A 13,566-nucleotide genomic window follows, 5' to 3' on the forward strand; every position below is an offset into this window, starting at 1 on the left:
CCGCGGCGCGTGCGCCAGATCAGTAAGATGCCGGTGCATCCCCCACATTTGAGGCTTCCCGATGGGGTGCTCCTGGACGATGGGTGGTCACCCGATGACTTCTCGCCGCGCCCGACGCGGCGCGGCGACTCTCGTGCTGTGCCTGGTGCTGGCGGCCCTGTCCGCGACGGGATGCTCCGTGTTCCAGGGGTCGGTGCACAGGTCCGCGGCGGCGGACGGCCCGGGGAAGGGCGACGAGCCGGAACGCCGTCCGAGCCCGTCCATGGTGATGTTCCTCGGCGACAGCTACACGGTCGGCGACCGGGGCCTCGACCCGGAGGCGACGTTCGCGTCCGGCACGGCGCGGCTCCTCGGCTGGCACGTCGTCGTCGCCGGACGCGCCGGGGCCGGGTTCGTCAACAAGAGCGCGGGCGCCGCGTACCTCGGCCTGTACGAGGGGCAGCTCGGCTGGCGGCCCGCGCCCGACCTGCTGATCGTGTCCGGCGGTCACAACGACTGGCGCGTCCCGGCGCCGCAGGTCGCGGCGGCGGCGCATGTGGTGCTCGACCGCGCGAAACGGCGCTGGCCCGGCACGCACATCGTGCTGATGGGTCCGCTGTGGGGCTCGGGGGAGCCGACGCCCGGCGCGGTCGCCGTCCGGGACGCGCTGCAGCGCCTCGCGGGGCAACTCGCCGTCCCGTTCGTCGACCCGATCGGCGAACAGTGGATCACCGGGACACGGCAGGCGCGGACGGGCAACGCCTTCCGGTTCATCAAGCGGGACGGCACCCATCCGAACCCGGCGGGCCACCGGTACCTGGCGACCCGCCTGGTCTCGGACCTGCAACGGCTGGGCCTCGACCGGCCCGTCCGGAAGGACTAGCCGAGCGCGGGACGGGCGAGGGTCAGGGAGAAGTCGCCGGACGCGTCCGTCCAGAACTCGGCCAGTTCCATTCCCGCCGCGCCCAACTCCGCTTCGAGGCGTTCCCGGCGGAACTTGGCGGAGATCTCGGTGCGCATCTCCTCCCCCGCCGCGAAGGACACGTCCAGGTCGAGGCCGCCGACACGGACGTCCTGGTCGCGGACCGACCGCAGCCGCATCTCGATCCACTCCTCCGCCTCGTCCCAGACCGCGACGTGCTCGAACGCGTCCGGGTCGAAGTCGGCGTCCAGTTCCCGGTTGATGACGCGCAGGACGTTGCGGTTGAACTCGGCGGTGACCCCGGCGGCGTCGTCGTAGGCGCGGACGAGCCGGTCCGCGTCCTTGACGAGGTCGGCGCCGAGCAGCAGGAAGTCGCCGTCCGCCAGGGTGGCGCGCAGGCCGCCGAGGAACCCGACCCGGGCGGCGGGCGGCATGTTGCCGATCGTCCCGCCGAGGAAGGCGACGAGGCGCCGCTCCCCGCCGGGCAGCAGATGCAGGTGCTGTTCGTAGTCGGCGACGACGGTCCGGACGGTGAGTTTCGGGTGGTCGGCCGCGATCCCGGCGGCGGCGTCCGCCAGGAAGTCGCCGCTGACGTCCACCGGCACGTACGAGCGGAGCGTGCCGGAGAGTGCGTCGAGGAGCAGCCGGGTCTTCTCGCCCGACCCGGCGCCGAGTTCCAGCAGCGTCCGCGCGCCGGTCGCGGCGGCGATGTCGGGGGCGCGCGCCACGAGGATCTCGCGTTCGCGGCGTGTCGGGTAGTACTCCTCCAGCCTCGTGATCTCCTCGAACAGCGCGCTGCCGCGCTCGTCGTAGAACCACTTGGGCGGCAGGGTCTTCGGTGTGCCGGTGAGGCCCTCCCGGACGTCCGTGCGGAGCGTCTTGGCGAGGTCGTCGGCGGTCAGGAACCGGTCCACGGGTTCCTCCTTCACGGGGTTCGAGGTCACGGCGGCTCGGTCACGGAAGCGGGTCACAGCGGGTCGATGCGGACACCGGACGCGAGCCCGGCGGTGATGAGGGAGCGGTCCGGGACGCGCGCCCAACCGGGGTCGTCGTCGAGCGGTTCGGACGCGATCCGGATCTCGTCGACGCCCTCCCGGACGAACAGCGAGTCGCCCCAGGTCGTCGCGGCCAGGGTCGTCCGGTCGGAGGCGAGCAGGTTGTAGCGGCCGCCCGTGAGGGCGGTGACGGCGGCGACGACGGCGACGAGCCCGTCGCCGAGCGGCAGGCCCTCCCGCCAGTACCGGACGGCGAGCGCGAACAGCGGCGCGGAGTCGACCGGGGCGCGGGCGTCCGGGACGCCGCCCACGTCCCCCGCCAGGTCGCGGAGTTTGGACTCGACGCCGTCGTAGTCCTCGACCTTGCCGTTGTGGCTGAACAGCCATGTCCCGGCGCGGAACGGCTGTGCGCACGACTCGTCCACGGGAAACCCGACCGTGGCGGACCGGATCGCCGCGACGACGCAGGACGCCCGGACCGCCCCGGCGACCTCACGGAACGACTGGTCGGTCCAGAGGGGTTGCGCGCGCCTGAACCGGACCGCCGCACGGTCCTGGTACCAGCCGACGCCGTACCCGTCGGCGTTGAGGATGTTCCCCTGCGTCATCCGAGGCGCGTACGCCTGGGTCTCCAGGGAGTGCTCGCCCTCGAAGACGAGCGAGTGCAGCGTCCGTTCGGGTCCCAGGTACCCCAGGTGCCGGCACATCAGGCCTCCCCGGCCGTGCGGGCACAGCGGAACCCGGAGAAGATCTGCCTGCGGATGGGGTAGTCCCAGTTGCGGAACGATCCGCGAACGGCGAGCGGGTGCGTCGCCCAGGAGCCGCCGCGCAGCACCTTGTACTCGGGGCCGAAGAACACCTCCGAGTACTCCCTGTAGGGGAAGGACCGGAAACCGGGGTAGCCGTGGAAGTCGGACGACGTCCACTCCCACACGTCGCCGAGCATCCGCCTGACCCCGTACGCCGACGCGCCCGACGCGAACGCACCGGTCTCGGTCGGGCGGAGCGTCCGCTGCCCCAGGTTCGCGCGGCCCTCGTCGTAGACCTCGCCCCACGGGTACATGCGGGACCGCTGGGTCTCCGGGTCCCAGCGCGCGGCCTTCTCCCATTCGGCCTCGGTCGGCAGCCGCTTGCCCGCCCACCGCGCGTAGGCGTCCGCCTCGTACCAGCACACGTGCTGGACGGCCTCGTCCGGCGGGACGGGTTCGGTCCGTCCGAACCGGCGACGCAGCCACTGCCCGCCCTCCCGGAACCAGAACGCGGGGGCGTGCTTGCCGCCGCGCGTGCGCCATTCCCATCCGGCCGGGTCCCACCACCGCGGATCGTCGTATCCGCCCGATTCCATGAAGGCGAGATAGGCGGCGTTGGTCACCGGTTCGGTGTCGATGTAGAACGCGGGGACGTCCACCATGTGCGCGGGACGTTCATTGTCGTAGGCCCAGGGATTGTCGGACGTGCCCATCTGGAATGGGCCGCCCTCGATCAGCACCTCGTCCGTCCGGGGACGTTCGACACCGTTGGGGAGCGGATCGGGAACGGGGTCGAGGAGCGCGGGGGCGCCCTTCCGTAGCTGGTGGGTCGCCAGCATGGTCTCGTCGTGCATGTGCTCGTGCTGGACGACCATCCCGTACACGAAGCCGTCCGATGTCAGCGGGTTCGTCGGGTCGAACCGCACCGACGACAGCGAGTCGAGCACCTTGGCGCGGACCGTGCCGATGTAGCCGCGCGCCTCCTCCGGGGAGAGGAGCGGCAGGGAGGGGCGTTCGGCACGCGGATGCTCGAACGCGTCGTACAGGTCGTCGATCTCCGGGCGCATCGCCTCCACGCCCGCCGCCGCGCGCAGCAGCCACAGCTCCTCGTAGTTGCCGACATGCGCCAGGTCCCATACGAGCGGCGACATCAGCGGCGACACCTGGCCGGTGAGGTCGTCGGCGGCGAGGACGTCGGTGGTGAGGCCGAAGCTCCGGTTCCGTACCGCCCCCAGCTCGTCGGCGATCAGGTTCTTCAGGTCGTCCTCGGCGATCGAGCCGGGCGAGCTCATCGGGGCCATATGGGTTCCTTCCTGGGTGCGGGGTCGGGGGCCCGGTCATGGGCGCGGCCGGGCGCACGGTCGGGCGCGCGGTCGTTCGTGCGGTCGTTCGCGCGGTCCGGCGCCGGGCCGGGTGCGGGGTCGTCCGCCGGGCTGCGTCCGCGTTCGACATAGCGGCGGGCGTACTCGTCGACCAGCGGGACGAGCCCGGACGCGCCGAGCCTCGGCAGCGCGTCCAGCGCCGCGGCGAAGCAGGCTCGGGCGGCGGCGGCCAGCGCCGCGTCCGACAGCCCGCACCGGGCGGCCTCCGTCCACCGGTGCGCCACCGGCTCCGTCGCCGCCTCCGCGACCCTGGACGCGGCCGGGTCGTCGAGCAACGCGGTGGCGACCGCGACGGGAACGGGCCAGTACGGGCCCGGCAGCGCGTCGATCATCCGCAGTTCCAGCCAGCCGCGCGGCCGGACGGGCGGGAACAGCGTGGACAGGTGGTAGGTGAGGTCCTTCTCCCCGGGTTCGCCCTTGTCGAGCCACTCCATGAAGGACATGCCGGGGTCGGAGACCCAGGCGCCGTCCGCGGTGTGGACGAGCATCACGCGGGCGTCGAGCGCGTACCGCGTCCATGCCTCGGCGGGGTCGCCGTCGACGCCGTCCCGCAGGACGGGCAGGGTGCGGCAGGGGTCGAGCTCGGTCCAGATTCCCTGCCGGGACGAGCGCATCCCGGTGCGGCGGCCCCCGCGCAGCGGCGAGTTCGCGAACGCGGCGACCAGCACCGGGCCGAGCGCGTGCACGAGCCGCCAGCGCCGCGCCGCGTCCGGATCGTCGGCGCCGATGTCCAGGTTGACCTGGACGGACGCGGTCGAGCACATCATCGCAAGGCCCGCGTCGGGGAAGCCGCCGGAGCGGAAGTAGTCCCGCATGCAGGCGTAGCGGGGATGGTCGGCCTGGAACCGGGGCAGCCGGACGGGGTCGACGCCGTACCCGGCGAGCGCCAGCCCGTCCCGGGCGAGCGCGTTGCGGACGTGGGCGATGTCGCCGTCGAGGGCGGCGTGCAGCGTGCCGAGCGCGGCGAACGGTGCGGAGCTGAGTTCGACCTGTCCGCCCGGCTCGTAGGTGATCCGGCTGCCACCGGACGGCGGTCCGGCCGCCGCGACGAGCTTCCGCACCCGGTCGGCCGGGACGTGCGCGGCCGGATCGGCGGTGTCGACGACGAGCCATTCGGTCTCCGCACCGACCGTTCCGGGCGGGCCCGTCTTGAAACAGACGCCGTGTATGTGCTGGTAGACGTCGTCCACGGTCAACCGGGTCACGCGCACTCCCGCGTAGCTTCGACAACAAGTTCGAAGCCTTCCCTGCTGAACCGCATCAGGAATCCACTGATTTTCATGAAATTCCTGAAATCTCCGTGAACGTCACTGTCCGCAACGGGCGCCGTTACCTTCCGTGCCATTCGACATACCACTCGATCACCGACTTCTCAGGCGTTGAGCGGAGGCGCTAGAGTCCCTCGACCAGACGTGTGCACCCGGACAGGAGGGCCATATGCGCGCGGACACGGGCTCGCTCTACGACGCGCACGGCGACCGCCTGTACGCCTATTGCTGGTCGCTCCTCGGAGACCGGCACGCGGCGGCGGCGGTCCGCGACACGTTCACCGCGGCCGTCCATCATCCGCCGCGCGGCGACCGGGTGCTCTGGCTGTACTCGCTCGCCCGGACGGTCTGCGCCGAGCGCGGCGCGTTCACCGGCGTCGGCGCCGCGGCCGGGACGGGCCGCGCCGCCTCGCTGTTCTCCGCCGCGGACCCGTTGCTGCACGCCGCCGGAGGCATGCGCGCCGACCACCGCGAGGTGCTGCTGCTGTGGGCGGGCGAGTGGCTCGAACCGCATGACATCGCCCTTGTCGTCGGCATCGCGCCGGACACGGTCGCGCAGCTCCTCCACGCCGCCAGGACGCGGTTGGAACGCGCCGTTCTCGATCTGCTGATGCGGACGCCGGCCGGTTCCCGGCACGACCTGTTCCCCCTCATCACCGCGTTCGAGAAGGGCAGGCTGCCGCAGCTCCTCGCCCGGCGGGCGCCGTCGCGCGCGCCCGACGGGCTGCGCGACCGGGTCCTCGCCGCCTGCGCGGAGGAGGTCACCCGGCCGCTGGCGAGCGTCGTCACCCCGAGCCCGCTCGTCATCGGCGCGGCGAAGGCCCGTTCCGGGAGGGGCCGCTACCGCCGGCGCGGGGCGTCCGGCGGCGTCTCCAAGGGTCTCGGCGCGGCCGCGGGCGTCGCCGCGTCCGCCGCCGCGGTCTTCGGAATGCTGGCCACCTGGCCGTCCGCCAAGGGCGGTGGCGGCGCCGCCTCGCTCGTCCCGACGGCGAGCGGCGGTCAGACGAACTCGGTGTCGCTGAAGGCGGGCGGCCCCGAGTTCCCGCTGCCCGAGTTCACCGGATCGGAGCGGGTGGACGGCGGGGCGCGGGCGTCCTCGAACGGCGGCCCGGCCACCACCACACCCGGCGTCCCGCCGTGGCGCGACCGATCGGAGCCGGGTTCCCAGGCACCGGCGCCGGTCCCCGTCTCGGCCGGGCCGTCGACGGTCGGCACCTCGCCGGAGGGCACCTCGCCGGAGGGCGGGAAGACGACGAAACCGGCCAAGCCCACGAAACCGGTGACCACGCGGCCGAACACCCCGTCCACCCCGCCGGATGACGGGTCGCCGACCGCTCCCCCGGTCGACCCCGGTCCGACGACTCCTCCGGACGACGGCTCCAGCGGCCCGACCACGCCGCCCACGGACCCGCCCACGGACACCCCGAACGAGCCCAGCCCCAGCCCGACCACCAATCCGACGCCGACGCCGGATTCCGAGTCGGGCCAGGGCTGACACGCGTGTCCCGCCGGACCGCCTAGACCCCGGCCGGTCCGTCGACCGGGGTGCTGCCCCGGCGGACGAGCAGGGCCGCGAGGATCGCGACGGCCGCGACCACGCCGGCGACGGTGAGGGCGTTCTGGAAGCCGTCCATGAACGCCAGGTGGCTTCCGGTGGTGATGGCCTCGGCGGCCGGGGCGGGCGTGCCGGGCGGGACGGGCGCGACGCCCTGCGACACGATGCCCTCCTGCCCCGCGAGCCGCTCCGCCGCCGGGGCCGGGACGCCGGCGTCCGTCAGCCGTCCGAACAGCACGTCGCCGACCTTGGTGGACAGCAGCACGCCCAGCACGGACGTGCCGAGGACGCCGCCGAGCTGCGAGGCGGTCTGCTGGAGCCCGCCCGCGACGCCGGCCAGATGCGCGGGGGCGTTGCCGACGATGGCCTCCGTCCCGGCGACGATGACCATGCCGAACGCCAGCCCGATCAGCACGAACCACGGCCAGAGCTGGACGTAGGGGGCGTCGACCCCGATACGCGACAGCCCGAACATCGCGGTCGCGGTGAACGCCATGCCGAGCACCAGCGGCACCCGCGGCCCGAACCGGTTGGTCAGCGTGCCCGCGAGCGGTGAGGCGACGATGAACACGCCGGTCATCGGCAGCATCCGGACACCCGCGTCGACCGGGCTCATCCCGTGCACCTGCTGCAGGTAGAGGGTGATGAAGAAGACCGTCCCGAACATGCCGAAGAAGCCGAGGACGATGAGCCCGGTCGCCGCCGACAGCGACACCGACCGGAACAGTCCGAGCGGCAGCAACGGACGCTCGACCCGCGACTCGTTCCAGACGAACGCGGCGAACAGCACGGCCGACACGGCGAACGACACGAGCGGGACCGTGTCCCCGAAGCCGTTCTCGCCCGCCTTGATCAGACCCCAGACGAGACCGAACAGCGCGCCGGTGAGCAGGGCGACGCCGGGCAGGTCGAACGAGCCCACGGCGTCCTCGTCCTTCGACTCGCGGATCACCCACAGGCCGACCAGGAGCGCGATCACGCCGAGCGGGGCGTTCAGGAAGAACACCGATTCCCAGTTGACGTTCTCGACCAGCAGCCCGGCGACGATCGGGCCGCCCGCGATGGAGATGCCGACCGTGGAGCCCCAGATGCCGATGGCGGCGTTGAGCTTGTCGGCCGGGAAGGTGTTGCGCAGGATGGCGAGGCTGGCCGGTTGCAGGAGCGCCCCCGCGAAGCCCTGCACGACCCGCCAGAAGATGACCATCCCGAGGCCGCCGGACAGACCGATCAGCACCGAGGAGACGGCGAAGCCGAGGACGCCCGCCAGGAACGTCCGGCGGCGTCCGAACCGGTCGGCGATCTTCCCCGCCGGGATCAGCGCGACGGCGAGCGCCAGCAGGTAGGCGTTGGTGACCCACTGGAGGCCGGACAGGCTCGCCCCGAGGTCCTTGGCGATCGCCGGGTTGGCGATGGCGACGACCGTCGCGTCGAGCCCGACCATCATCACGCCGAGCGCGACCGCGACGAGCGTGAGCCAGGGATGGCCGTGACCGGCTCTACCTGGACGGCCGCGCGCCCGGTCGCGCGGGGGCGTGTGGACGGCGCCCGGTTCGATCGTCGTCTCGGCGCCTGGGAACTGACTCATGTGTGACCTCCGTCTGGGCAGGGGTACAAACTGTCATAGCCTGACACTTGTCGTCAAACGCCTTCAGTCACGCCAAGACATGATTCAGATCACGACACCAGTCACCCTCTGACGCTTGGCTCGAGATCGTCCGCTGGCTACACTTCGCACATGACCGCGACCGTCCACGAACCCGGCGCGACCGGCCCCGGGTCCCAGCCCCCGGGCAGGCGCGAACGCAAGAAGCAGCGCACCCGGGAGGCGCTGGTCGACGCCGCTTTCGCGCTCTTCGCCGAGAAGGGCTTCGACGCCACCACCGTCGAGGAGATCGCCGACGCCGTGGACGTCTCGTCGCGCACGTTCTTCCGCTACTTCGCCTCGAAGGAGGACGTCGCGCTTACGTTCCAGGAGGAGCAGACCCGCGCGGTCATCGACGCGCTGACCGCGCGTCCCGCCGACGAGCCGATCATGACGGCGCTGCGCCGGACGATCGTGGGCATCGCCCGCGCCTGCGAGAACGGCGAACTCGGCTTCGACCCGCAACGGTTCGAATGCCTGCACGTGATGATGCGCGACAGCGCGTCCCTGATGGCGGGCAGCCTGGAACGCGCGCAGAAGAAGCAGGCTCGCATCACCGAGGTCATCGGCGAACGACTCGGCCTCGACCCCGCCACGGACCTGCGACCGCATGTCGTCGCCTCCGCCACGATGTGCGGCTTCCAGGCCGCCGCCGAGGCCGTGCGGCAGCACCCGGACAATTTCGGCTCGATCTCCGAGGCGGTCGACCAGGCCTTCGCCATTCTTGAGCAGGGCCTCAACGAGCGGCCCCGCGAACACCAGGAAGGCTAGGACGGCTCCTCGCCGGAGGGGCGGCGTCCGACGGCGCAGGGCCTTCTACCCGAACTGAATCAACACCGAAAAACCATTCAAGGCCGACCGATTGTCCATGGACACCGGGCGGTTCTACATTCCGGGCATCGGGGTGACCACGTCCCTCTTGTCTCCCCACCCCCAGGAGAGCCCGAATGGCACGCAAACAGCATGTGCTGGGCATCGCCGTCGCATCGAGCCTCGTCGTGGCGCCGGTGATCCCGGCGCACGCGGGGTCGTCCACCGCGGAAGTCCCGCGGCGGACGGCGCCCACGACCCCCGCGCCGCAGCCGGTGGACCGTGCCGCCGGCGTTCAGAAGCAACTGAAACTGTCGCTCGGTTCCAAGTTCGGCGGCGCGTGGGTCGAACACGGCTCCAAGGTCGTGGTCGCCACCACCGACGCCGCGTCCACCGCCAAGATCAAGGCGGCGGGCGCCACACCGAAGCTGGTGAAGTTCGACGCCCGGACGCTCGACTCGGCGCACGCCACGCTGAACCGGCACGCGAGGTCGGCGCCCGGCTCGGTGGCGTCGTGGTACGTCGACGCCGAGACGAACCGCGTCGTCGTCCAGGCGTCCTCCACCTCGGCGGCGCGGCGGTTCGTCAAGGCGAGCGGCGTCGACTCCGCGAAGGTCCAGATCGTCCGTTCGACCGACCGCCCCCGGCCGGTCCACGACATCGTCGGCGGCGAACGGTACTGGACGACCCAGTACGGCTGCTCCGTCGCCTTCTCCGTCGACGGCGGGTTCCTCACCGCCGGGCACTGCGGGAAGCAGGGCGAGCGGACCGAGGGCGCCAACCGGGTCGCGCAGGGCACGTTCGGCGGCTCCTCGTTCCCGGGCGACGACTACGCCTGGGTGGACACCAACGACCAGTGGACGCCCACGCCGAAGGTCAACAAGCACAATGGCACGTACCAGACGATCAGGGGCGCGGTGGAGGCGCCGGTGGGCACCCGCGTGTGCCGGTCGGGCGGCACGACCAGCACGCAGATCTGGTGCGGTCCCATCAAGCAGCGCAACGTGACCGTCAACTACCAGGAGGGCGCGGTCTCCGGCCTCATCTCGGCCGGCATCTGCGCCGACCCCGGCGACTCAGGTGGCGCGCTGTTCACCGAGGAGGGCCAGGCTCAGGGCATCACGTCCGGCACCTCGGGCACCTGCGACAACGGCCAGGACAGCCGTGACGTGACGTACTTCCAGCCGGTCTCCGAGGTCCTGCAGATCCTCGCCCGGAACGGCCGCGAACTGGTGACCGAGGGCGGCGGCCCCGGTCCCGGTCCCGGCGCGTGCGGTGAGTACGACTCCAGGCTGACCGGTTCGCTGGCGTCCGGCGGCAGCGCCTACCAGCCGAGCGACGGCTACACCACGACGTCCTCCGGCACCCACACCGCGTGCCTCGACGGCCCCGACGGTGTCGACTTCGACCTCTACCTGCAGAAGCTGAACGGCGGCACCTGGCAGACCGTCGCCTACTCGCTCAGCCCGACCCCGGACGAGGTCATCAACTACAACGGGACCGCGGGCACGTACCGGTACCGCGTCCACGCCTACGGCGGCAACGGCGACTACCACTTCGGATTCAGCCGACCGTGACGTACGCGAACTTCCCCGGCCGTCCCTCCCCAATCTGGACGGCCGGGGAACTTTTCATGTGCCGCGGCTCCCGGCCCCATTAATCTGGACCCCCGACAGACGAGCCAGGACGAGTCAGGACGAGGGTGTGCCAGTGACCGAGCAGGAACCGATCCTCAGCGACGGGGTCATCATCGAGTTCATCGATGGCAAGGACGTTCCCGTCCAGCACAAGGACTTCGGTGAACGGGCCGTCGTCATGCGCGACGCGAAGAACCCGGAGGGCCCGATCCTCTACTTCACCGAGGCCGAGTGGGACGCCTTCATCGCGGGCGTCAAGGACGGCGAGTTCGACGACCTTCTGGAAGACCCCACCGAGGCTCCCTGACGGACGTTCGGCCGTGGGCGGGCCAGCGGGCGGCGAGGTCCTGTTCGGCCTCGGCGCCCAGCTCGCCCCACAGCCGGAGCCGGGCGAGCCCGCCGTCCGGGTGGATGTCGACACGGACGGCGGTGACCTCGGGCGACCGGAGCCGGAAGCGGTGCCGGGTGTCGGGCTGGAGACGGGTCCGGGGAATGAGGACCAGCGGCGACGCCCGCTCGTCCGGCGGTGGCCGGTCGTCGAAGCCGACGAGTTCGAACTCGGCGGGCGCGTTGAACTTCAGGTTCGTCGTGTCGATCTCCGCGAGCCTGATGCTCCCCCGGCCCGCGAGGGCGATCAGCGCCCAGTCGTTGCCCCCGCCGCGGCGGCGGGCGGTCTCCCACCCCTCCGCCTGGGTGCGGGCCGTGCCGGGGAACAGCATGTTCTCCGCCGACGAGTAGAACCCGTCGGAGCAGTCGCGGACGCGGGCGCCGTTCTCCAGGGCCGCCAGGTCGACGGTGAGGCCGGTCAGGAACTCCGGGTTCGGAGTGACGTGGCCGTGGACGCGGAGCCGCGCTACGCCGCCGTCCGGGAACACGTTGAGCCGCACATGCGTGAACACGCGGTCCGGCTCGGTCGTGGTGAAGGCGTGTTCGGCGTCGCCCTTGAGCGCGCTCCTCGGGACGATCACGACCCAGTCGGCGTCCGCCAGTTCGGCGGGTGAGGGGTGGCCGTCGACGAAGCACGCCTCGACGGACGCGTGCGGCGGGAAGTTCCCCGTGAACCAGGCGGTGTCGAGGACGACACCGGCGATCCTGCCCGGCAGGCCGAGGCGGACCAGCGCCCAGTCGTGCCCGGAGTCACGGCGCCGCGCGGTCTCCCAGCCGTCGTAGAGCTGGCCCTTCGGCCCGAAGGTCCCCGGCCGGAACTCCGGCCTCCACGGGTTGAGCAGATTCTCCTTCGCCGCGAACGACTCGTCGCTCGCGGCGATGACCGATCCGCCGAGCGTCCGGACGGCCAGGTCCGGCAGCGAGGTGAAACCGGTCATCGTGACTCCGTTCGGTCGAGCAGGCGTCCGGTCGGCGTCTCCGAGACCGGCCTGCCGCGCAGCCACGTCGTCCGCACCACTCCCGCCAGCGTGCGGCCCTCGTACGGGGTGACGGGATGGCGGTGGTGCAGGGCGGCCGGGTCCACGGTGAAGGTCTCGTCGGCGGCGAAGGCGACGAGGTCGGCGTCGTTCCCGACGGCGATGCCGCCCTTGCCCGGGACGGCGGCGAGCGCGGCGGGCGCCTCGGACATCCAGCTCAGCACGGCGCGCAGGTCGTGTCCGCGGGCGCGGGCGGCCGTCCAGACGGCGGGCAGCCCGAGTTGCAGGGACGAGATCCCGCCCCACGCGGTGGCGAAGTCGCCGCGCTTCAGTTCGGGCGCGCACGGCGAATGGTCGGTGACGACACAGGTGATCACGCCGGCGGCGAGACCCTGCCAGAGCAGCTCGCGGTTCGCCGGGTCACGGATGGGCGGGCAGCACTTGTGCGCCGGGCCGCGCGCGTCGTCGGCGCACAGCACGAGATAGTGCGGGCAGGTCTCGGCGGTCACGGGCAGGCCGTCCGCCCGCGCCCTGGCGAGGACGTCCACGCAGTCGGCGGCGGACACGTGCAGGATGTGGGCGCGCACGCCCGTCTCCTCCACCAGCCGGACCACCTGTTCGACGGCGAGGCGTTCGGCGGACGCGGGACGTGAGGCCAGGAACTCCGGATATCCGCCGCCGGTCGGCGACGACAGCGACGCGGGGTCCTCCGCGTGGACGACGGTGAGGCCGCCGAACGAGGCGATCTCCCGGAACGCCGCCCGCATCTCGTCACCGGACAGGGGCGGGAACTCGGGAACGCCCGAGTCGGACATGAAGCATTTGAAGCCGAAGACGCCGAGGTCGTGCAGCGGGCGCAGGCTGGGGACGTTGCCGGGGACGGCGCCGCCCCAGAACCCGACGTCCACCGCGCACACGCCCTCGGCCGCCTGGCGTTTCATCGCCAGCGCCTCCGGGGCGACGGTCGGCGGGACGGAGTTCAACGGCATGTCGACGATGGTGGTGACCCCGCCGGACGCGGCGGCGCGGGTCGCGGTCGCGAAGCCCTCCCATTCGGTGCGGCCCGGCTCGTTGACATGCACATGCGTGTCGACCAGGCCGGGCAGCAGCGCGATGTCGCCGAGGTCGACGGAGGCGCTCGCCGGAAGGTCGGCGGTGTGCGGGTGGACGCCGCTGATCCGCCCGTCGCGGACGGAGACGGCGGCGGGACGCTCGCCGTCCGGCAGCACCGCCCGTCGCGACCTGATCACGAGGTCGTCCATG

The 13,566-nt window shown here is 72.2% G+C and carries 12 protein-coding genes; 5 read left to right on the plus strand and 7 right to left on the minus strand.

Annotated features, from left to right (window positions below):
• Nucleotides 1–94 precede the first annotated feature (94 nt).
• Nucleotides 95–862, plus strand: a complete 768-nt coding sequence (locus BZB76_RS21955; RefSeq protein WP_246007110.1) for an SGNH/GDSL hydrolase family protein — start codon at nt 95–97, stop codon at nt 860–862.
• On the opposite strand, the gene egtD is transcribed toward BZB76_RS21955, so the two are convergent.
• The 4 genes from egtD to egtA are packed head-to-tail and all read right to left on the minus strand — an operon-like array spanning nt 859 to nt 5,232.
• Entirely contained in the window at nt 859–1,815 is a 957-nt protein-coding gene (gene egtD, locus BZB76_RS21960; RefSeq protein WP_211343130.1) for an L-histidine N(alpha)-methyltransferase, read from the minus strand. The two genes, BZB76_RS21955 and egtD, sit on opposite strands and share 4 nt — an antisense overlap.
• Before the next feature lie 53 nt (nt 1,816–1,868).
• Nucleotides 1,869–2,603, minus strand: a complete 735-nt coding sequence (egtC, locus tag BZB76_RS21965) for an ergothioneine biosynthesis protein EgtC (RefSeq protein WP_121436324.1) — start codon at nt 2,601–2,603, stop codon at nt 1,869–1,871.
• On the minus strand, nt 2,603–3,946 hold the full coding sequence (gene egtB, locus BZB76_RS21970) for an ergothioneine biosynthesis protein EgtB (RefSeq protein WP_420534806.1): 1,344 nt from the start codon (nt 3,944–3,946) through the stop codon (nt 2,603–2,605). The genes egtC and egtB overlap by 1 nt, the downstream gene beginning before the upstream one ends.
• Complete coding sequence (egtA, locus tag BZB76_RS21975; protein ID WP_121436848.1) at nt 3,934–5,232, minus strand: ergothioneine biosynthesis glutamate--cysteine ligase EgtA; 1,299 nt, start codon at nt 5,230–5,232, stop codon at nt 3,934–3,936. Before egtA ends, egtB begins: the two co-directional genes overlap by 13 nt.
• 232 nt (nt 5,233–5,464) lie before the next feature.
• Here egtA and BZB76_RS21980 point away from each other — a divergent pair, with 232 nt between their 5' ends.
• Nucleotides 5,465–6,790 (plus strand): RNA polymerase sigma factor, encoded by a 1,326-nt coding sequence (locus tag BZB76_RS21980; RefSeq protein ID WP_121436325.1) that lies wholly within the window; start codon nt 5,465–5,467, stop codon nt 6,788–6,790.
• Between the two features lie 22 nt (nt 6,791–6,812).
• On the opposite strand, the gene BZB76_RS21985 is transcribed toward BZB76_RS21980, so the two are convergent.
• Nucleotides 6,813–8,435, minus strand: coding sequence for an MFS transporter (locus BZB76_RS21985; protein WP_121436326.1), 1,623 nt, complete (start codon nt 8,433–8,435; stop codon nt 6,813–6,815).
• A 150-nt stretch (nt 8,436–8,585) separates the two neighbouring features.
• Here BZB76_RS21985 and BZB76_RS21990 point away from each other — a divergent pair, with 150 nt between their 5' ends.
• The 3 genes from BZB76_RS21990 (at nt 8,586) to BZB76_RS35360 (ending at nt 11,246) form a co-directional block, all read left to right on the plus strand.
• Nucleotides 8,586–9,263, plus strand: a complete 678-nt coding sequence (locus BZB76_RS21990) for a TetR family transcriptional regulator (RefSeq protein WP_121436327.1) — start codon at nt 8,586–8,588, stop codon at nt 9,261–9,263.
• Between the two features lie 176 nt (nt 9,264–9,439).
• Nucleotides 9,440–10,879, plus strand: a complete 1,440-nt coding sequence (locus BZB76_RS21995; RefSeq protein WP_121436328.1) for a S1 family peptidase — start codon at nt 9,440–9,442, stop codon at nt 10,877–10,879.
• 133 nt (nt 10,880–11,012) lie between these two features.
• Nucleotides 11,013–11,246, plus strand: coding sequence for a DUF397 domain-containing protein (locus BZB76_RS35360; RefSeq protein WP_211343131.1), 234 nt, complete (start codon nt 11,013–11,015; stop codon nt 11,244–11,246).
• On the opposite strand, the gene alc is transcribed toward BZB76_RS35360, so the two are convergent.
• Together alc and allB are read right to left on the minus strand one after the other, a co-directional pair.
• Entirely contained in the window at nt 11,194–12,264 is a 1,071-nt protein-coding gene (gene alc, locus BZB76_RS22005; RefSeq protein ID WP_121436329.1) for an allantoicase, read from the minus strand. The two genes, BZB76_RS35360 and alc, sit on opposite strands and share 53 nt — an antisense overlap.
• Nucleotides 12,261–13,565: an allantoinase AllB gene (gene allB / locus BZB76_RS22010; RefSeq protein ID WP_121436850.1), complete on the minus strand. Its 1,305-nt coding sequence runs from the start codon at nt 13,563–13,565 to the stop codon at nt 12,261–12,263. Before allB ends, alc begins: the two co-directional genes overlap by 4 nt.
• Between the last annotated feature and the right edge of the window lies 1 nt (nt 13,566).

Source organism: Actinomadura pelletieri DSM 43383, from assembly GCF_003634705.1.
In the GTDB taxonomy this organism is placed as follows: Bacteria; Actinomycetota; Actinomycetes; order Streptosporangiales; family Streptosporangiaceae; genus Spirillospora; species Spirillospora pelletieri.

What these genes read in the sequence shown, in the direction of transcription:
- BZB76_RS21955 (WP_246007110.1), top strand. Translation starts at nt 95, where the DNA reads ATGACTTCTCGCCGCGCCCGACGCGGCGCGGCGACTCTCGTGCTGTGC.
- egtC (WP_121436324.1), bottom strand. Translation starts at nt 2,603, where the DNA reads ATGTGCCGGCACCTGGGGTACCTGGGACCCGAACGGACGCTGCACTCG.
- egtB (WP_420534806.1), bottom strand. Translation starts at nt 3,946, where the DNA reads ATGGCCCCGATGAGCTCGCCCGGCTCGATCGCCGAGGACGACCTGAAG.
- BZB76_RS21980 (WP_121436325.1), top strand. Translation starts at nt 5,465, where the DNA reads ATGCGCGCGGACACGGGCTCGCTCTACGACGCGCACGGCGACCGCCTG.
- BZB76_RS21985 (WP_121436326.1), bottom strand. Translation starts at nt 8,435, where the DNA reads ATGAGTCAGTTCCCAGGCGCCGAGACGACGATCGAACCGGGCGCCGTC.
- BZB76_RS21990 (WP_121436327.1), top strand. Translation starts at nt 8,586, where the DNA reads ATGACCGCGACCGTCCACGAACCCGGCGCGACCGGCCCCGGGTCCCAG.
- BZB76_RS21995 (WP_121436328.1), top strand. Translation starts at nt 9,440, where the DNA reads ATGGCACGCAAACAGCATGTGCTGGGCATCGCCGTCGCATCGAGCCTC.
- alc (WP_121436329.1), bottom strand. Translation starts at nt 12,264, where the DNA reads ATGACCGGTTTCACCTCGCTGCCGGACCTGGCCGTCCGGACGCTCGGC.
- allB (WP_121436850.1), bottom strand. Translation starts at nt 13,565, where the DNA reads ATGGACGACCTCGTGATCAGGTCGCGACGGGCGGTGCTGCCGGACGGC.